At 72.7% G+C, this 18379-nt stretch carries 14 protein-coding genes; 6 read left to right on the forward strand and 8 right to left on the reverse strand.

Features of this window, described 5'->3' with window-relative positions; translation table 11 throughout:
- Positions 1–82: 82 nt before the first annotated feature.
- The 3 genes from MKK64_RS26990 to MKK64_RS27000 form a co-directional block, all read right to left on the reverse strand.
- Positions 83–2239 (reverse strand): methyl-accepting chemotaxis protein, encoded by a 2157-nt coding sequence (locus MKK64_RS26990; RefSeq protein WP_243938793.1) that lies wholly within the window; start codon positions 2237–2239, stop codon positions 83–85.
- A 222-nt stretch (positions 2240–2461) separates the two neighbouring features.
- The gene (gene murA / locus MKK64_RS26995; protein WP_147843963.1) at positions 2462–3751 is read right to left on the reverse strand and encodes a UDP-N-acetylglucosamine 1-carboxyvinyltransferase; all 1290 of its coding nucleotides are present in this window, start codon (positions 3749–3751) and stop codon (positions 2462–2464) included.
- A 362-nt stretch (positions 3752–4113) separates the two neighbouring features.
- Positions 4114–4320 (reverse strand): hypothetical protein, encoded by a 207-nt coding sequence (locus tag MKK64_RS27000; RefSeq protein WP_147843962.1) that lies wholly within the window; start codon positions 4318–4320, stop codon positions 4114–4116.
- Between the two features lie 362 nt (positions 4321–4682).
- Between MKK64_RS27000 and hemA the strand changes: the two genes are divergently transcribed.
- Positions 4683–6017: a 5-aminolevulinate synthase gene (gene hemA, locus MKK64_RS27005; protein ID WP_243938795.1), complete on the forward strand. Its 1335-nt coding sequence runs from the start codon at positions 4683–4685 to the stop codon at positions 6015–6017.
- Between the two features lie 27 nt (positions 6018–6044).
- Here hemA and MKK64_RS27010 read toward each other — a convergent pair whose 3' ends face one another.
- Complete coding sequence (locus tag MKK64_RS27010) at positions 6045–6629, reverse strand: DUF2059 domain-containing protein (RefSeq protein ID WP_243938797.1); 585 nt, start codon at positions 6627–6629, stop codon at positions 6045–6047.
- A gap of 159 nt (positions 6630–6788) precedes the next feature.
- Here MKK64_RS27010 and MKK64_RS27015 point away from each other — a divergent pair, with 159 nt between their 5' ends.
- A complete protein-coding gene (locus MKK64_RS27015) occupies positions 6789–7346 on the forward strand; it encodes a DUF4337 domain-containing protein (RefSeq protein ID WP_147729230.1) in 558 nt (185 codons plus the stop codon).
- 10 nt (positions 7347–7356) lie between these two features.
- Here the strand turns inward: MKK64_RS27015 and MKK64_RS27020 are convergent, their stop codons facing one another.
- A complete protein-coding gene (locus MKK64_RS27020; RefSeq protein WP_243938827.1) occupies positions 7357–7662 on the reverse strand; it encodes a hypothetical protein in 306 nt (101 codons plus the stop codon).
- Between the two features lie 92 nt (positions 7663–7754).
- Positions 7755–8834 carry an acyltransferase family protein gene (locus MKK64_RS27025; RefSeq protein WP_243938799.1) on the reverse strand — a complete coding sequence of 360 codons (1080 nt, stop codon included), beginning with the start codon at positions 8832–8834 and terminating at the stop codon, positions 7755–7757.
- Positions 8835–9247: 413 nt separating this feature from the next.
- Between MKK64_RS27025 and MKK64_RS27030 the strand changes: the two genes are divergently transcribed.
- From MKK64_RS27030 to MKK64_RS27045, 4 genes are all read left to right on the forward strand, one after another.
- Positions 9248–9487 carry a DUF6894 family protein gene (locus tag MKK64_RS27030; protein WP_243938801.1) on the forward strand — a complete coding sequence of 80 codons (240 nt, stop codon included), beginning with the start codon at positions 9248–9250 and terminating at the stop codon, positions 9485–9487.
- 347 nt (positions 9488–9834) lie between these two features.
- On the forward strand, positions 9835–12054 hold the full coding sequence (locus MKK64_RS27035; protein ID WP_243938803.1) for a TonB-dependent siderophore receptor: 2220 nt from the start codon (positions 9835–9837) through the stop codon (positions 12052–12054).
- Positions 12055–12682: 628 nt separating this feature from the next.
- Positions 12683–14257 (forward strand): murein L,D-transpeptidase, encoded by a 1575-nt coding sequence (locus MKK64_RS27040; RefSeq protein ID WP_243938829.1) that lies wholly within the window; start codon positions 12683–12685, stop codon positions 14255–14257.
- 182 nt (positions 14258–14439) lie between these two features.
- Entirely contained in the window at positions 14440–14973 is a 534-nt protein-coding gene (locus MKK64_RS27045) for a Dps family protein (protein WP_147729700.1), read from the forward strand.
- Between the two features lie 57 nt (positions 14974–15030).
- Here MKK64_RS27045 and MKK64_RS27050 read toward each other — a convergent pair whose 3' ends face one another.
- Together MKK64_RS27050 and MKK64_RS27055 are read right to left on the reverse strand one after the other, a co-directional pair.
- Positions 15031–15405, reverse strand: coding sequence for a helix-turn-helix domain-containing protein (locus MKK64_RS27050; RefSeq protein WP_243938805.1), 375 nt, complete (start codon positions 15403–15405; stop codon positions 15031–15033).
- A 12-nt stretch (positions 15406–15417) separates the two neighbouring features.
- Positions 15418–18063: a bifunctional acetate--CoA ligase family protein/GNAT family N-acetyltransferase gene (locus MKK64_RS27055; protein WP_243938808.1), complete on the reverse strand. Its 2646-nt coding sequence runs from the start codon at positions 18061–18063 to the stop codon at positions 15418–15420.
- Between the last annotated feature and the right edge of the window lie 316 nt (positions 18064–18379).

Here is an 18379-nt window from a genome sequence, read left to right on the forward strand (position 1 = left end):
GAGCGTCCCCTCCCCCGGCCGCCGATCGGCGCGCCCCGGCGAGGGGGAGCCGGCCCGAGTCCTGAAAGGCGGCCCGCTTCGATCAGGCGGCGCGGACGCCCGCCAGGAAGGTGCCGATCTCGGCGCGCAGCCGTGCCGACTGGTCGGCGAGCTCGTCGGAGGCCAGCAGCACCGCCGCGACCTCGGTGCCGGCGGCGTCCGCCGCGCGGGCGACGGCGGCGATGTCCGCCGTCATGGCGCCGGTGCCGGCCGAGGCCTGGCCCATGTTGCGCACGATCTCCTGGGTCGTCACGCCCTGCTCCTCCACCGCGGCGGCGATGCTGGTCGCCACCTGGTTCATCGCGTCGATTCGCCCGGTGATCGCGTGGATCGCCCCCGAGGCCTCCCCCGCGGCGGCCTGGATCGAGGCGATCTGCTGGCCGATCTCCTCCGTCGCCCGCGCGGTCTGCGCGGCGAGGTCCTTGACCTCGGCCGCCACCACCGCGAAGCCGCGGCCGGCCTCGCCCGCCCGCGCCGCCTCGATCGTGGCGTTCAGGGCCAGCAGGTTGGTCTGCCCGGCGATGGTCGAGACCAGGCCGACGACGTCGCCGATCCGGGTCGCGGCCGCGGCCAGCGCATCCATGGCGGCCTGCGTGCGGGCCGCCTCGCGCACCGCGCCGTCCGACATCTCCGCCGCCTGCTCGACCTGCCGCCCGATCTCCTGGACCGTGGCCCCGAGCTCCTCGGCCGCCGCGGCGACGGTGTTGACGTTGCGGGCGGTCTCGTGGGCGGTGCTCGCGACGCTGCTCGACCGCTGCGAGGTGCCCGCGACCGCGTCGCGCATGCCGCCCGAGGCGACCTGCAGGCCGGCCACCGAGCCGGCGACCCGCGCGACGATGCCGCCGACCGACCGCTCGAAGCGCTCGGCGAGGTCGCCGAGGAGGGCGCGGCGCGCCTGCGCCTCGCGCAGGCGCTCCGCCTCGGTGGTCTTCAATTGCTGCGCGGCTTCCTCGAGGGAGACGTCGCGGATCGTCACCACCGCCCGGGCGATGTCGCCGATCTCGTCGCGCCGGCCGCTGCCGGGCACCTGCTCCAGCGCCTGCCGGGCGGCCAGGGCCTTGAGCGCGGCGGTGAGCGCGCCGAGGGGCCGCGCGATCGACCGGGCCAGCAGCAGGCCGAGGATGGCGGTGCCGGCCAGCACCCCGAGCCCGACCAGCGCCAGCGTCCGCGACAGGGTCGAGACGGCGCCGATCGCCTCGTCGAGGCTCTGCTCCGCGATCACCGTCCAGGGCGCGCCGAGCACCGACACGACCGAGGACGCCGCCAGGTGCCGGCCGTCCGCGCCCGAAAAGTCGAACGGCCGCCCCTCCGCGAGGCGGGCCGGGGCGATCCCGAGCGCATCGAGGGGGCTGCCGGCCTTGGCGTCCGGGTTCAGCGGCGGCCCGGTGCGCAGCAGGCCGTCGGCGCCGGTCGAGAGCGTCTGCCCGGTCTCGCCGAGGCCGGTGCGCTTCGACAGGGTGGGGTCGAACAGGGCCGGCCCGACCCGCATCACGACGTAGCCGATGCGCTCGGCCGCCTGCGCCGTGCCCATGGCGACGTTGGCGCGCTTCGTCACCGCGCGGCCGATGAAGGCGGAGGGCCCGGCATCGACCGGATAGGCCGCGAAATCCTCGAACAGGGCGGCCTCGGGGTCGGCGGCCTTCAGGCGCTCGAACAGCCGCGCCAGCCCGGTTCCCCGCAGCGCCGGATCGGAGACCGGCCGCGCGAAATCCTCGCCCTTGGTGGTGGTGTAGACGATGCGCCCGCCCTCATTGAGCACCATCAGGTCGGCGTAGCCCGCCTGCGCCAGCAGCTTGCGGGCGACCTCCTGCACCTTCGCGTGCCGGCGCCCGTACATCGTGTTGGTCGCCGTGCCGTCGAGCGCGATGCGCGCCGCCGCCGTCTCCGGCGCCCGGAAGGCGGCCAGGAGGCCGGCATAGTCGGGCTTGGACGGGTCGAGGGTCTCGATCAGGTCGGCGACGTTCGACACCACCTGCGGGTGCGCCGCCACCGTGAGGAAGTCGGCCTGCATCCGGTCGGCGACCAGCTCGACCCCGTCGCGCCGCGCGTCGGCGGCAAGCTGCAGCCGCTCGCGCGCCGCCTCCATCAGCCCGGCGCGGGCCTGGTGCCAGCTGAAGCCGCCCATCGCCGTGGCGCTGAGGAGCGCGAGCCCGATGGTCATGGCGGGCAGGCGCGCCTCGAGACGTGAGAATGCCGACATCGATCCGTCTCGAAAATGCTCGGAGAGCTTGAGCCGGTCCTTAGGCGGGCGCGCGTTAAGATTCCCTGCTCGTGCGAGCCGCACGAGACAAGACGACGATCCTATAAAACCGTATCGATTGGGATTATCGGCGGTCTTCGCAGCCGCATCCGCCGGCGCTCGACTGCCCGGGCCCGGCCCGCGCCGCGCGAATGCAGGCGGGCGGTCGATACGGCGGGCGATTCAGGCCCGCACGCGCTCGATCCGCGCGCCGCAGCGGGCGAGCTTGGCCTCCAGCGCCTCGAAGCCGCGGTCGAGGTGGTAGACCCGGTTGATCTGGGTCTCGCCCTCCGCCGCCAGCCCCGCGATCACCAGCGACACCGAGGCACGCAGGTCGGTCGCCATCACGGGCGCGCCCTTGAGGCGGTCGACGCCCTCGACGATGGCGAGGTCGCCCTCGAGGCGGATCCGGGCGCCCAGGCGCGCCAGCTCCTGCACGTGCATGAAGCGGTTCTCGAAGATGGTCTCGCGGATCTGCGACTGGCCGTTGGCCAGGGTCATCAGCGCCATGAACTGCGCCTGCAGGTCGGTGGGGAAGCCCGGGAACGGGTCGGTGGTCACGTCGACCGCCGCGATTCCCGCCCCGTTGCGCCGCACCCGGATGCCGCCGGGAACCTGGGTGATCTCGGCGCCGGTGGTGGAGAGGATGTCGAGGGCCGAATGCAGCAGGTCGGCGCGGGTGTTCTCCAAGACCACGTCGCCGCCGGTCATCGCCACCGCCATGGCGTAGGTGCCGGTCTCGATCCGGTCGGGCAGCACCTCGTGGCGGGCGCCGTTCATGCGGGCGACGCCCTCGATCACGATGCGCGGGGTGCCGGCGCCCTGGATGCGGGCGCCCATCTTGGTGAGGCAGTCGGCGAGATCCACCACCTCCGGCTCGCGGGCGGCGTTGGAGATCACCGTGGTGCCGTAGGCGAGGGAGGCCGCCATCAGCGCCACGTGGGTGCCGCCGACGGTGACCTTCGGGAAGTCGATCTCGGCGCCGCGCAGGCCGTTCTTGGTCTTGGCGACGACGTAGCCGGCATCGATCTCGATCTGCGCGCCGAGCCTCTCCAGCGCCATGATCAGGAGGTCGACCGGCCGGGTGCCGATGGCGCAGCCGCCGGGGAGCGAGACCTTGGCCTCGCCGAAGCGCGCCAGCAGCGGCGCGACCACCCAGAAGCTCGCCCGCATGGTCGAGACCAGCTCGTAGGGCGCCGTGGTGTCGATGACGTTGGAGGCGGTGAGCCGGATGGTCTGGCCGGTCTCGGTGGTCTGCCCCGGACGCTTGCCGACCACCATGTGGTCGACGCCGTGGTTGCCGAGGATCCGCGTCAGCGCGGCGATGTCGGCGAGCCGCGGCACGTTGGCGAGCTCCAGCGTGTCGCCGGTGAGCAGGCTCGCGATCATCAGCGGCAGGGCGGCGTTCTTCGCCCCCGAGATCGGGATCGTGCCGTTGAGCGGCACGCCGCCGGTGATGTGGATGCGGTCCATGGTCTCGTGATCCTCACGCGCCGCGCTTCGTCCCGCGCGCCGCCGGCCCTGCCCCTCGGGCGCTCGCCGCCCATGCTCGAGCGCAGCCTATAGGCGAGTTTTGTCCGAAAGGGGACCGCGCCGGCGCGCCGGGTCTTTGCTCGGTTCGCAGGCCGGCCTCGGAGGCGGGAGCATCGCGGCGCCGATCCGCGCCGCCCCTTCCGCTTCGCCCCGGACGATCCGGGAAGGACCCGGCCCGGCGACGGGACGCAGGCCCCTGCCGAGCCCGGCGAAACGCGTCCCGCCTCATCCAAGAGGCGTCGCGGAAGAGGCGGCTCGACGGGCTCGGCCTGCGGACGCAGCGCCGATGCCTCGCGTGCCGCCTACGACGACGGCGCGTCCGACGGGGCCGGGTCGCGGTCGTCCGGCGGCTCGGCGGCGTCCTCCGCCGCGGCCTGCCCCTCCTCCTGCGCCGCCTCTTGCCCCGCCGGCTCGCCCCGGCCGCGGACCTGGCGCTTGCGCCGCCGCAGGTTCTCGCGCAGGGCCGCCTTGAGGCGGGCGGCCCGGGCCTCGTCGTTCTTCGTCGTCATGCGTCACGCGACCCATCGTCGCCTTCGACTCCTAGATCGTCCGCCGGCACCTCACAATCCATCCGTCGGGGCGATGGCCCCGGCGGCGTTCGAAGGGTCGCTCGAATGCCGGCGGCGGCCCCCCGTCGGCCTGCAAGGCAGGGATGACGCCCCGTCACCTTGAACCGATTCCAGATCCGGCTGTATCTTCCGGTCCGACGGCGCCACGCGACGCCGCCGGATTCCTCTCCACCCGATGCGCGATCGGGCGCGCCGGACCGTACCGGTCCTCGGCCGCGCCTTCCCGCATCCCGAACAGGCCCGGCCGACGACGATCCCGCGCCTCGGCGCATCCGACGCCCGGCCAGCCCCCAAGGACATCCATGCCCGAGACCCGGCCCGCCTCCACACCGGCCCCCACGCACGCGCACGGTTCCGAACGCGGCTCGGGCTCCGTGCAGGGCCAGATCGCGGCGCGGCAGGTGGATTACGAGGCGCATTTCCGCGGCGCGCTGGAGCGCCTGCACGGCGAGCGCCGCTACCGGGTGTTCGCCGACATCGAGCGCATCGCGGGCCGCTTCCCGATCGCGAACTGGCGCCGGCCGGACGGGGCGACCTCGGAGATCACCGTGTGGTGCTCGAACGACTACCTCGGCATGGGGCAGCACCCGGAGGTGGTCTCCGCGCTCACCGACACGGCCAAGCGCTGCGGCGTCGGCGCCGGCGGCACCCGCAACATCGCCGGCAACAACTCGCCGCTGGTCGACCTCGAGCGCGAGCTCGCCGACCTGCACGGCAAGGAGGCGGGCCTGGTCTTCACCTCGGGCTACGTCTCGAACCAGGCCGGCATTTCCACCATCGCCAAGCTGATCCCGGACTGCCTGATCCTGTCGGACGCGTTCAACCACAACTCGATGATCGAGGGCGTGCGCCACGCGGGCTGCGAGAAGCGGATCTTCCGCCACAACGACCTCGCGCACCTGGAAGCGCTGCTGGTCGAGGCGGCCGGCCGCAACGTGCTGATCGCCTTCGAGAGCGTCTACTCGATGGACGGCGACGTGGCGCCGATCGGCGCGATCTGCGACCTCGCCGAGCGGTACGGCGCGATGACCTACCTCGACGAGGTCCACGCGGTCGGCCTCTACGGGCCGCGCGGCGGCGGCATGGCCGAGCGCGAGGGCGTGATGCACCGGGTCGACGTGATCGAGGGCACGCTGGCCAAGGGGTTCGGCTGCGTCGGCGGCTACATCACCGGCTCGGCCGCGCTCTGCGACGCGGTGCGGAGCTTCGCCCCCGGCTTCATCTTCACCACGGCGATCCCGCCGGCGATCGCCGCCGCCGCGCGCGCCTCGGTGCGCTACCTCAAGCGCTCGACGGCCGAGCGCGAGGCGCACCAGCGCCAGGCCGCCGCGACCAAGCGCGCGCTGGAGGAGGCCGGCCTGCCGGTGCTCGCCACCGAGACGCACATCGTGCCGGTGATGGTGGGCGACGCCGAGCTGTGCAAGGCGGCCGCCGACCACCTGCTCGAGCGCCACGCGATCTACATCCAGCCGATCAACTACCCGACGGTGCCGCGCGGCACCGAGCGCCTGCGCATCACCCCCTCGCCGTTCCACGACGCCGCCCGCATCGCCACCCTGACGGCGGCGCTGGTCGAGACCTGGGACACCCTCGACCTGCCGCGCGCCGGCACAGTGTTCGCGCAGGCGGCGGAGTAGGCGGGCGCCGCCGGAAGAGCCGGAGGCTCAGTTCGGCTTCGGCTTGTTCCCGCCCGGCACCCAGCCGTGCGCCTCGGCGGTCGCGGCGAGCTTCGCCTGCATCTCGCCGGCCAGGCTGCCGATCCAGTGCTGCATGCCCGTCAGCTGCGCCTGGGCCAGCTGCGGCTGCGCCTTGGCCATGTTGCGGCCGGCCGGCGTGTCGTAGAACGCGGCGATGGCCTCCAGGTCCGCCTTCGACAGCACGGCCGCGAACGAGATCGCCTGCAGGTTGAGCAGCTCGTCGTAATGCTCGGAGAGGATCGGCATGATCACCTCCTGCACCATGACCTTGGCCCGATCGGGCTGCTTGAGCCCCATCTGCTGGACCATCGCCGTCATCGGCGCGGTCATCGCCTGGAGCGTGGTGTCGCGATCGCCCTGGGCACGGGCGACCACCGCCTTTGCCGCCGCCAGGCGGGCCGGATCGAGGGTGACTTGAGGCGTGACCTGGGAAGGGACTTGGGGAGCGACTTGGGGAGCGACTTGGGGAACCGCCTTCTGCGGCGCCTGGGCGCGAGCGGGTCCCGCCAGCCCGAGGGCGAGGGCCATGAAGGTGAGGCTGGCGATGCGCATCACGCGTCCTCCGGAGACGAAAACCGCGGGCCGCGAATCGGGCCGCGCCGAAGCATAGGCGGTGCCGGCGGATCGGCCTAAAAGCTCGGCCGCGTTGCATCCGCGCGCCGGATGCGCTGTGACTGCGCCCGCACGAATCGAACGGGGAGCGTTGAGCGGATGTCGGGTGGTCACGGAGCGGGCGGGACGTCGAACAAGCGCGTGGCGCTGCTGATCTCGGTGCTGGCGCTGTTCCTCGCCTTCAGCGAGACGCTGGGCAAGGCGGCGCAGACCGACGCGATCGGCGCCAACGTCGAGGCGGCCAACCAGTGGGCGTTCTTCCAGGCGCGCACCATCCGCGCCACGGTGCTCAAGACCGCCGACGAGGCGGTGGCCCTGGTGCCGCCGGGGCCGAACCAGGACGCGATCGCGGCCAAGCGCGCCGAGTGGGCGAAGACGATGGCACGCTGGGATTCCGAGCCCGCCACCGGCGAGGGGCGCAAGGAACTCGCCGAGAAGGCGAAGACCGCGCAGAACAACCGCGACCTCTCGCTGCTGCGCTACCACCATTACGAGCTGGCCTCGGCCGCCTTCCAGATCGGCATCGTGCTGGCCTCGGCCGAGGTGATCACCGGCATCGTCGCCCTGGTCTTCGCCGGCGGCCTGCTCGGCGCGGCCGGCGCGGTGCTGCTCGGCTTCGGCTACCTCGCGCCGCACGCCCTGCCGTTCCTCCACTGAGGGGACGGCCTCACCGGTCGCCGAACCAGTCGTCGAACCCCGGCTCGATGCACCGGTAGCCGACGAAGCAGCTCGGGTCGGTGCGCGTCGGCGCGTAGGCGGATCGCGTCACCTCCGTCGCCTCGCAGAAGCTGCGGTCGCGGACGAAGCGGTCGTAGGTCGGGCCGCCGGAGCCGAGCACGATGCCGCCGGCGCGGGCGACGGCGCCGCGGGCCTGCGCGCAGGTGAGCGTCGTGGTGTCGACGCGCTGCGCCTGAGCCGGGCCGGCGGCGGCCAGCAGGCCTGCGGCGAGCAGCAGGGGGACGGCGAGAAGCAGGGGAGCGGCGATCGGCGGGCGGGTTGCGATCGGGCGACGCACGGGCGGTCTCCTTCGGTGTGCCGGAGGAACGCCGCGTGCCGCCGCGCGGTTCAGGCCGCCCGGCGCGCGGGGTCGGCGAGGCGCGGCTCCGGCGGCCGGCCGGACGGGGCGAGCAGGCGCCGGCGCAGCCGGGCGCAGGGGCGCTCCACCGCGACCTGCATCAGCGCGCAGAGGGCGAGCGTCGGCACCAGGCCGGCGGCGATCAGCACGAGCGGGCCCGAGCCCGGCCGCAGGTGCAGCAGCAGCGCGATCACCGTCGGGTGCACCAGGTAGAAGCTGTAGGAGTACAGCCCGAGCCGGCGCATCGGCGCGAAGCCCAGGGCCCGCACGACCCATCCGCGCCCCTGAAGCGCCGCCGAGAACGGCACGAGCAGCGCCGCGCTCTGCAGGGTGTAGCGCAGGGTCTCGCGGAAGGCGGGGTCGCGCACCGCGAGGGTGGCGAGGATCACGGCGCCCGCCGCCGCCACGTGCCAGGGTTTCGGCCGCCAGGCGCGGTCGGCCGGGATCACCGGGTTGTTCCACAGGCCGAGGCAGCAGCCGAACAGGATCGCGTCGATGCGGGTGTGGGTCCAGGAGTAGTTCAGGCTGTAGTCGGCGAGCCGCCACACGTTGAGGCCGCGGATCGCCAGCACCGCGCCGCACAGCGCCAGGCACGCCACGGCCGCCCGCCGTGGCGACAGGCGCCCGAGCCACGCGAAGTAGGCCAGCGGGAACAGCAGGTAGAAGTGCTCCTCAATGGCGAGGCTCCACAGCGGCACCGGCAGCACCCGCTCGGTGCCGAGAAGGTCGGGATAGTTCGTCAGGAACGTCGCCTGCCCGAGCACCGCCGCCGCGTCGACCGGCATCCAGTCGAGCAGACCGAGCCCGTGGAGCAGGCCGGACAGCGCCAGCGCCAGGTACATCGGCGGCAGGATGCGCAAGCTTCGGCGCAGGTAGAACGCCGGCAGCGAGACCGTCCCGGTCCGCCCCCGCTCGATCCGCAGCAGCGTGGTGATCAGGTAGCCCGACAGGAAGAAGAACACCGTGACGCCGAAGCCGCCGGGCACGACGTGGCTCAGCCCGCAATGGGCGACGTAGACGATGGCGATCGCCAGCGCCCGCACCCCGTCGAGCTGCGGCAGGTAGGGCATCGCGGGCGGGACCGGGGCGGTGGGGCTCGGGATGGCAGGCTCCTCGCGGATCTTTCGACGATCGCCGGACAGGACAAGCAGGAAACCGGAAATTTTCCGTCCGCGCCATCCGCGCCGGCGCCGGAGGCGGGCGCCGCATCGTCCCTCCCCTTTCGTGGGGGAAGGGTGGGCCTCGGCTCACGCCAGGGTCGGGAAAGGAGGGACGAGGCGCGCGAATCTCCGCGAGGCTATCGCACCGTCCGCACGGGGATCGGGCCAATACATCGGCCGGTTCGTGCGCCGCCGCTGCATGCGACACTCGCGCGGTTGCCGTCCCGGTCGGGATGTATACGATTCTGCCATCGCGGCCCCAGTATTCGGCGCTCCGCGCCTGAGAGACGGATGCGCTCCCGCCTTCCACGCGTGGACAGCCAGTGCCCCGCTACTTCTTCGACATCCACGACGGCTTCCACCAGCGCGACGACGTGGGCACCTTGTGCGAGGACGTGCAGGCCGCCGCGCTCCAGGCCAAGCGCCTGCTGTCCGCCATCGCCGTCGACGAGAACCCGGCCGAGGGCGAGCGCCAGACCATCACCGTGGTGGTGACGGACGAGGACGGATACGCCGTCTACTCGGCCGCCCTCGCCTTCGTCGGCACCTGGCTCCTGCGCTGACCTCGGCGCCTGCGCCGAGCAAGGGCCTGCGCGCAGCTTGACCCTGTGAAAGGCCGCGAAGGGCGGTGAACGGAAGCCGGCTTGGCGCTGGAAAGCCGACATTCGATTTCGTCCCTCGCTCGGCTCGCGCCGGCGGGCGCGGGGCAGGTCGCTCACGGCCCGAACCCTCTCGGATGCCCTGCGCCTCGGCCTCGACGAGGGGCATTCGCCCACTTTGAATTTAGAATATTTTCAGATTTGAACCGTTTTAAGTGTGTGATCTATAACACGTTTTCGGCTTGCTCAAGGATCCGTGAAGGACGATCACACGGGTACTGCGCTCGTCCGAGCGCGCGCCAGCGTGATCCATGTCCCACCGCTCCTCGCTCCTCCCCGTCCTTCTCACCACCACAATCCTCGCCGGTCCCGTGGTGGCACAAGATGGCACCGTTCAGCTCAACGAGATCTCGGTCGAGGCGGTGGGGCCCGGCAACCCCGCGCCGGCATCGGCCGGCTCCGGCGGCCTCAACGTCAGCGCCGGCGACGGCGGCACGGCCGCCACCAGCGGCGGCGGTGGCGGCCCCTCCGGGATCACCGGCTACACCGCGCGCGTCGCCACGGCCGCCACCAAAACCAACACCCCGCTGATCGAGGCCCCGCAATCGGTCTCGGTGGTCACCCGAGAGCAGCTGAACGACCGCAACGTCCAGACGTTCACCGATGCGGTCAACTACGTCCCGGGCGCCATTTCCGCCCGGTCGGGCTTCGACCCGCGCTTCGATCAGATCTTCATCCGCGGCTTCGACGTGCTCACCAACCAGGGCATCTATCGTGACGGCCTGCGCGTGATCGGCAGCGGCTTCGCCTTTCCCAAAAGCGAGCCCTACGGCGCCGAGGCGCTGACCATCCTCCGCGGCCCGGCCTCCGGCCTCTACGGCCTCGGATCGCCCGGCGGCATCCTCGATATCACGAGCAAGCGCCCCGTCTTCGTGCCGTTCGGCGAGGTGCAGTTCCAAGCCGGCAGCTTCGGACGCTTCCAGGGCAATTTCGACGTCGGCGGCCCGGTCGAGGGTTCGGACGGCACCATGGCCTACCGCCTCACCGGCGTACGCCGCGAGGCCGGCACCTTCATCGGCCTCGGCACGAACGACGACCAGCTCAACATCGCGCCCGCCTTCACCTGGAAGCCGTCGGCCGACACGACGTTCACGTTCCTGAGCGAGTTCCAGGTCACCAACACGCCGGCGGCGACGTTCTTCTACAACGACCCGGGCTTCCGGGTATCCAACTTCTACCAGGGCGATCCGCGCTTCATCGGCCTCGACCAGACTCAGTATCGGGTCGGCTACGCCTTCGAGCATTTCTTCACGCCGGACCTGGTTTTCCGCCAGAACTTCCGGCATTACGGGCTGTTCCTCAGCGCGAAGTACGTCGACATCAACAACGTCAACGACGCGCGCACGATCGGCACCCGCGACACCGGCTATATCCGCGAGGGCCTGGTGCAGCAGACGTTGGACAACCAGCTGGAGGCGCGCTTCGCCACCGGCCCGGTCGCCCACACCGTGGTCGGCGGCGTCGACTACGCCCGGTACAGCCTGAGCGCGCGCTTCGGCTTCGGCCTCGCCCCGGACCTGAACCTCACCACCCGGAACTACGGCCAGCAGTTCATCGCGACGCCGCCTCTTGGGTCCGCCTCGCGCCAGACCCAGGATCAGGTCGGCGTCTACCTGCAGGATCAGGCCAAGTTCGGCGACTTCATCCTGACCGTGAACGGGCGCCACGATTGGGTCTTCCAGGACAACTACGCCACGCCCGACAGCGCGGTCTCGCGCCAGGACAACAGCGCCTTCACCGGCCGGGTCGGCCTGGGCTACGTTCTGGCGCCAGGGCTGGTTCCGTACGCGAGCTATGCCACGACCTTCACCCCGCAGGTCGGCCAGGACCGAAACGGACAGGCGTTCAAGCCGGCCACGGGCGACCAGATCGAGGCGGGGGTGAAGTACCTGATTCCCGGGACCAACATCCAGACGGCGTTTGCCGGCTTCGACATCAACCAGTCGAGCATCCTGATCCCCGACGCGAGCAACATCGCGTTCCAGACCGCTGGCGGTGCCGTACGCTCGAAGGGCTTCGAGGCCGAGGCGACCGCCAACCTCGCGCCGGGCACGAACCTGACCATCGCCTACACGCATGTCGACATCCGGTTCGTGAACTCGACCTCGTTTGCCGGCGAGTCCCTCAACGGGAACCGCGTCTCCGGCATCCCCAGCGACACCTACGCGTCGTTCCTGACTTATGCCTTCCCGCCCGCCTCGGCCTTGCGCGGGCTGCAGATCGGCGGCGGCATCCGCTACATCGGCTCAAGCTACGCGGATGATCAGAACACCGTGCGCAATACCGCCGTGACGCTCTACGACGCCCTCGTTGCCTACGACTTCGCCGCGCTCGACCCGAAGTACAAAGGCTTCCGCGCGCAGATCAACGGCTACAACATCTTCAACCGAAACTACACGACCTGTTCGTTCGGTTTCTGCAACTTCAACCAGCCGGCAACGGTCATCGGCAGCCTGATCTATCGGTGGTGAGAAGGCTCGCCTCCGGCGGTCGGGGATCGAGACGCCGCGCGCAGCGCCGACACGCCGACCGAAGTCCGCATGGTGGCCTGCACTCGAAACGACGTGTGGGCGAGGCCGTGACGCGCCCGAGATCGGCCTGACCCCGAGCCACCACGACCCCTTTGCCTCGCTCGACTCCCGAAGCGCGCAGCGTCTCGGCCTGAAACCGTCGCGGTCGCGTCGGCATCGGCCGTATGTCCGCAACCGTGGCGGCCTGATCCTTCCCGGTCGCCAGGACCTCGTTCGCCAGGACCTCGTTCGCCAGGACCTGGGTCGCTAGGACGAAGTGCTCGCTTGGGACGGCGACAGCCTCGATCTCGCTCCTGTCGAGCGACTTCAGCCCGTCATGGCCGATCGGCACGCTTCGATGCCGCGAACGATGGAACGTATGAGCGGTGGAGAGAGGGTCGCATCGGGCGCCGACCATACGGGCGGTCGGCAGATCTTCCGCGGATCTGAAACGCATCGAACGTGACCCTCGCGCGGCCAAGCCGATGGCGGCCGAACCCTCGGGCGGCCACAAGGGATCGGTAACCATCGGGCCGGCATGATCCGGCTCGGAACCGCCCGGTCGCGGGACCGAGATCGGGGTTGCGTGATGTTCTCTGCCGCCTTCCTGCGCGCGGGCCTGTCGCCGCTGGCGCTCGCCGCCGCGCTGAGCGCCGCGGCCGCGCAAGGCGCGCCGCCGCCCGCCGCGATGCCCGCGCCGGCGCAGCCCGCGCCCGCCCTGCCCGCCGTGCCGCCATCCGCGCCGCAGGGCGTGCCGGCGCCGGCACCGCTCGCGGCCGCCGCCCCGGAGGCGGCGCCCCGCGAGGCGGGGAAGCGCAAGCCCGAGCCGGAGCTGGTCTACGCCACCGTCTCGGCGGACCCGCGCCCGACGCTGACGCAGAAGACCTTCACCGACACCCTGCGCGCGGCCGACCTGTACCAGGCCTTCGCCGATGCCGGCGGCTGGGCGCCGGTGCCCGAGAGCACGGTGTTCAAGCCGGGCGCGTCGAACCCGGCGATCCCGGCGCTGCGCCACCACCTCACGCTCACCGGCGACCTGCCCGCCGACGCGCCCCCGAGCGACCAGCTCGATCCGCCGCTGATCGCGGCGGTGACGGCGTTCCAGGCCCGCCACGGCCTGCCGGAATCCGGGCTGATCGGCCGGCTGACGATCGCCGCGCTCAACGTGCCGGCCTCCGTCCGCCAGCGCCAGCTCGCGGCCTCGGCGGCGCGGCTGATGGGCTCGAAGTTCCCGTTCGGCGAGCGCTACGTCGTCGTCAACATCCCGGCGGCCACCGTCGAGGCGGTGGAGAACGGCCAGGTCGCGCGCCGCTACGTCGCCGTGGTCGGCAAGCCCGACAAGGCGACCCCCAGCGTCGAGACCCGGATCACCGACATCAACTTCAACCCGACCTGGACGGTGCCGGTCTCGGTGGTGAAGAACGAGATCATCCCGCGGATGCGCAAGGAGCCGGGCTATCTCGCCAAGAACCACATCCGCATCCTCGGCCCCGGCGGCGTCGAGGTCGACCCGACGGCGGTGAACTGGAACACCGAGAAGGCGGTCGCCTACACGCTGCGCCAGGATTCCGGCTTCGACAACTCGCTCGGCCAGGTGCGGATCGACATGCCGAACCGCTTCGCGGTCTACATGCACGACACGCCCTCGAAATCGCTGTTTTCGCGCAACGTCCGCTTCCACAGCCACGGCTGCGTCCGCGTCGGCGGGGTCAAGGAGCTGGTCGGCTGGCTGCTCCAGGGCGTCGAGGGGCCGAACGGGCCGGGCTCGGCCTGGGGCCCGATCGAGATCGAGACCGGCATCGCCGACGGCGAGCGCCGCGACCTCAAGCTGGTCAAGCCCGTCCCCGTCACCTTCGTCTACCTCACCGGCTACGCCACGCCGGACGGCCGCGTCCATTTCCGCGACGACATCTACGGGTTGGATACGCCGGGCGGGCCGGTGCCCTCGGCGGCGACCGAGCCGGCCGCCACCGGCGCGATCGCGCCGCGCGCCACGATCCGCCCGGCCAAGCCCGACCAGCGCCCGCCGGTGGCCGCCGACCTCAAGCCGGCGGTCGCGCCCCGGGCTGCCGTGCCCGCGCCCGCGCGGCCGGCGCCGCGGCCGCAGGCGACGCAGCTCGGCGACGGGCCGGCCCCGCGGCCGCCGGGCGCGATCCCGAACTGAGCGGACCCGTGCCGCCGCCTGGAATGGTTCCAGCCTGTGCACCGGCGGCACCCCTGCCCCGCGCCGCGGACCGGCCCTGGAACAATCGCCGCCACCGCTCATTCTGCCGGGTGAGGGATGCCGGGGCCGTCGCGGCGGCCGCCCGGCGTCCGCCCCCGACAGACCCAAACGGAGCGACCACCATGGCGAAGGCCAAGCCCATCACCCGCATCGAGAGCGATCGCCTCAACACCCCGACCGACCTCGACCCGGCCGACACCAAGAAGATCGCCGAGGGCCTCGCGGTCCTGACCTCGGACCTGTTCGCGCTCTACATCAAGACCAAGAACTTCCACTGGCACATGAGCGGCCCGAACTTCCGCGACTACCACCTGCTGCTCGACGAGCAGGGCGAGCAGATCTTCGCGATCATCGACGACGTGGCCGAGCGCGCCCGCAAGATCGGCGGCACCGCGCTGAAGTCGCTGGGCCAGGCGAAGTCGCTGACCCGCGTCGCCGACAACGACGCGGAGTACGTCTCGCCGCTCGACATGCTGCGCGAACTGCGCGACGACAACAAGACGCTCACCGCCAACATGCGCGAGCTGCACGAGGTCACCGACGAGGCCAACGACGTCTCGACCACCTCGCTGCTCGAGGAGTGGATCGACCAGTCCGAGGAGCGCACCTGGTTCCTCTACGAGTCGACCCGCAACGCCACCGAGGGCGGCCACTGAGCCGTATCGCGTGACGCGAGACGCGGCCCCGCTTCCGATGAGGAGGCGGGGCTTTTTTCATGGCGCCCGCGGCGTCCCGAGCACCCGCAGCGCATGGGCGGGATCTGCGGCCACCAGGGCCAGCAGCGTGCGCGCCGCGGGATCGGGCGGCGTGCGGCCCTGTTCCCAGTTCCGCACCGTCCCGATCGGAACCCGGAGCAGGGCGGCGAAAGCGGCCTGCGTCAGGCCCAGGGTCCGCCGCAGGTCGTGGGGAGGCGGAACCAGCCGGTAGCCCTCGGCCTCCGCATCGGGGTCGTCGCCGTCGGCGACGGCCTGCGCGCAGATCTCCGCTTCCGTCGTCGCCAGGATGCGCGCGCGGTCGATGTCCGGCGGCGACGCGAGGAGGTCCGTCAGCGATGTCCGAGCCGATGTGCGAGCCGATGTGCGAGTCATGGCCGTCTCCCCTCACCCCCGCAACCCCAGCCGCACCTTCACCACCCCGACGTCGTCCGGGTCGCGGCTCTGCGCGAAGCCGAGGCGGCGGCACACGGCGAGCATCGCGCGGTTCTCGGCGAGCACCGTGCCCTCGACGGTGCCGATGCCCTCCGAGCGCGCCCAGTCGAGCATGAGCCGCATGAGGGCGAGCGCGAGGCCGGTGCCGCGGGCCTCGGAGCGGACGAGGATCGCGTACTCGCCGCTGGTGCCGTCGGCGTTGGCGTGCAGGCGCACCGCCCCGAGCATGCGCTTCGCCCCCTCGCCGGCGCCCGCCTCGGTCTCGTCGAGGGCGACGAAGGCGATGGCGCGGGCGTAGTCGAGCTGGGTCAGGCGGGCGAGGAAGGCGTGGCTGAAGTCGCGCACCGGGGCGAAGAAGCGCAGCCGCACGTCCTCCGGGTCGATCGTGGCGAAGAAGGCCCGGAACAGCGGCTCGTCCTCGGGCCGCACCGGGCGCACGGCGATCGCCCGGCCCTTCAGCGTCAGCGCCCGCACCCATTCGGCGGGATAGGGCCGGATCGCGAAGCGCGGATGGCCGCCGGCCCGGCGCGGGCTGGCGCGCAGGCGCACCCGGGCGTCGAGGGCGACGACGCCGTCGGCGTCGGCGAGCAGCGGGTTGATGTCGAGCTCGCGCACGTCCGGCAGGTCGGCGGCGAGCTGGGCGAGCTTCACCAGCGTCAGCGCGATCGCGCCGCGGTCGACCGCCGGCACGTCGCGATAGGCGGCGAGCCGCCGGGCGACTCGGGTGCGGCCGATGAGGTCGTCGGCGAGCGCGAGGTCGAGGGGCGGCAGGCCGAGGGCCCGGTCGTCGATCACCTCCACCGCCGTGCCGCCGCGGCCGAACACCACCACGGGCCCGAAGACCGGATCCTCGGCGAGCCCCGCGATCAGCTCGCGGCGCTGGCCCTTGCGCACCATCGGCTGCACGGCGAACCCCGTGACCCGGGCATCGGGCCGCTCGCGCCGGGCGCGCACCAGGATCTTCCGCGCGGCGTCGCGGACGTCCTGCTCGCTGGTGAGGTCGAGGTGGACGCCGCCGATGTCGGACTTGTGCACCACGTCGGGCGAGACGACCTTCAGCGCCACCGTGCCGCCGGCGGCGATGATCGTCCAGGCGGCCGCCGCCGCCGCGTCGATGTCGGGGGCGAGCGTCAGCGGCACGGTCTCGATGCCGTAGGCCGCGAGCAGGCCGGCGACCGCGACCGGATCGAGCCACGCCGCCCCCTGCCGCAGGGCGGCGGCGACGATCGCCTCGGCGGCCGCGGTGTCGGGCGAGAAGTCGCGCGGCAGCGAATCCGGCGTGCGCATCAGGTCGTCCTGCGCCTCGCGGTAGCGCACCAGGTGCAGGAAGCCCTCGATCGCCTCGGAATCGGTGGCGAAGTGGGGGATGCCGGCGCCGGCCAGGATCGCCGCGGCCGCCTCGCCGTGGGACACCGCGAAGACCGGCTTCTTGCGCGCCTGCCCGCGCCGCGCGCGCGTCACCGTGTCGGCGACGGCCTGCGCCACCGCGGCCGCGTCCGAGCGGGCGGTGGGGACGTGGACGGTCAGCACCGCGTCGCCGGCATGGTCGGCCAGCATCGGCGCGAGGGCGGCGGCGTAGGCCGGCCCGTCGGCGGTGATGCCGAGATCGACCACCGGCCCGTCCGCCGGGACGCCGCCGCGGTCGGCGAGCCGGTCGGCGGCGAGCAGGCCGATGCCGCGGCCGTTGGTGAGGATCGCGAGGCGCTTGCCCGCGAACGGGCGCTGGTGCGACAGGGTCTCGGCGGCCGAGAACATCGCGTCGAGATCCTCGACCGCGAGCAGGCCCGCCCGGCGGAACGCGGCGGCGTAGACCGCGTCGGGCCGGGCCAGGGCGCCGGTATGGGTCTCGGGGTTCCGCCCGTCGCGGGCATGGCGGCCGGCGCGCAGGATCACCACCGGCTTGGTGCGCGCGGCGGCGCGGGCGGCGGACATGAAGCGGCGGGCGTCCGACACCCCGTCGAGGCACAGCAGGATCGCCCGGGTGCGCAGGCAGTTGGCGAAGTGGTCGAGGCAGTCGGCGATGTCGACGTCGCAGGCGCTGCCGAGCGCCATCACCGCCGAGAACCCGGCCCCGTGCCGGGCGCCCCACTCGACGATCGCCCCGGCGACCGTGCCCGATTGCGAGACCAGGGCGAGGTCGCCCGCCCGCGGCGCGCGGGCGAGCAGGCTGGCGTCGAGCCGGTGGCCCGGCACCGCGAGGCCGGCGCTGTCGGGCCCGAGCAGGCGCAGGCCGTGCTCCCGCGCGATCCGCGCCGCGCGCGGGCCGGGATCGTCCGGCTCGGTGCCGAGGCCGGCGGTGAGCAGGATCGCGGCGCGCACGCCCGCCCGCCCGGCCTCCGCGACGATCCCGGGGATGCTCTCGGGCGGGCTCGCCACCACGGCGAGGTCGGGCACCGCCGGCAGGTCGGCGATCCGCGCCACGCAGGGCACGCCGTCGGCCTCGGCATCCTGCGGGTGGACCGGGTGGACCGACCCGGGAAAGCCGCCCGCGCGGATCTTGTCGAACACCGCGCGCCCGAGCGAGCCGGCGCGGGCGCCGGCGCCGACCACGGCGACCGAGCGCGGGGTGAGCAGGGCCTCGAAGCGGTAGGTGCTCACGCGGGGCCTCCGAGCGGGGGGCCGGCCGCCCGGCGGAAGGCGGTCACGGCCGGTCCATCGGCATCATGCGATCCTTCTCGTCTGCCCGCCCGGTCGCGAATCGACGGGGGCGGGCCGATCGTCCGGTGCGCCCGCCTCTTCAACAGAGCAACCCGCGCCAGGGCAAGTCCTCATGTCGGCGCGCGCGGCGGCACGACCGGTCGCGCGGGTGCGGCCGCGCGGACCGGCGGCTCGGGAGCACCGGCAGGCCCTGGCCGCTCCGCCGCGGCCCGCGCAGGATCGCTCGCGATCTCGTTGCGGACACAACGAAGTTTTC

The organism is Methylobacterium sp. E-025, from assembly GCF_022829705.1.
Taxonomy (GTDB): Bacteria; Pseudomonadota; Alphaproteobacteria; order Rhizobiales; family Beijerinckiaceae; genus Methylobacterium.

What these genes read in the sequence shown, in the direction of transcription:
- MKK64_RS26990 (WP_243938793.1), bottom strand. Translation starts at nt 2,239, where the DNA reads ATGTCGGCATTCTCACGTCTCGAGGCGCGCCTGCCCGCCATGACCATC.
- murA (WP_147843963.1), bottom strand. Translation starts at nt 3,751, where the DNA reads ATGGACCGCATCCACATCACCGGCGGCGTGCCGCTCAACGGCACGATC.
- MKK64_RS27000 (WP_147843962.1), bottom strand. Translation starts at nt 4,320, where the DNA reads ATGACGACGAAGAACGACGAGGCCCGGGCCGCCCGCCTCAAGGCGGCC.
- hemA (WP_243938795.1), top strand. Translation starts at nt 4,683, where the DNA reads ATGCCCGAGACCCGGCCCGCCTCCACACCGGCCCCCACGCACGCGCAC.
- MKK64_RS27010 (WP_243938797.1), bottom strand. Translation starts at nt 6,629, where the DNA reads ATGCGCATCGCCAGCCTCACCTTCATGGCCCTCGCCCTCGGGCTGGCG.
- MKK64_RS27015 (WP_147729230.1), top strand. Translation starts at nt 6,789, where the DNA reads ATGTCGGGTGGTCACGGAGCGGGCGGGACGTCGAACAAGCGCGTGGCG.
- MKK64_RS27025 (WP_243938799.1), bottom strand. Translation starts at nt 8,834, where the DNA reads ATGCCCTACCTGCCGCAGCTCGACGGGGTGCGGGCGCTGGCGATCGCC.
- MKK64_RS27035 (WP_243938803.1), top strand. Translation starts at nt 9,835, where the DNA reads ATGTCCCACCGCTCCTCGCTCCTCCCCGTCCTTCTCACCACCACAATC.
- MKK64_RS27040 (WP_243938829.1), top strand. Translation starts at nt 12,683, where the DNA reads ATGTTCTCTGCCGCCTTCCTGCGCGCGGGCCTGTCGCCGCTGGCGCTC.
- MKK64_RS27045 (WP_147729700.1), top strand. Translation starts at nt 14,440, where the DNA reads ATGGCGAAGGCCAAGCCCATCACCCGCATCGAGAGCGATCGCCTCAAC.
- MKK64_RS27050 (WP_243938805.1), bottom strand. Translation starts at nt 15,405, where the DNA reads ATGACTCGCACATCGGCTCGCACATCGGCTCGGACATCGCTGACGGAC.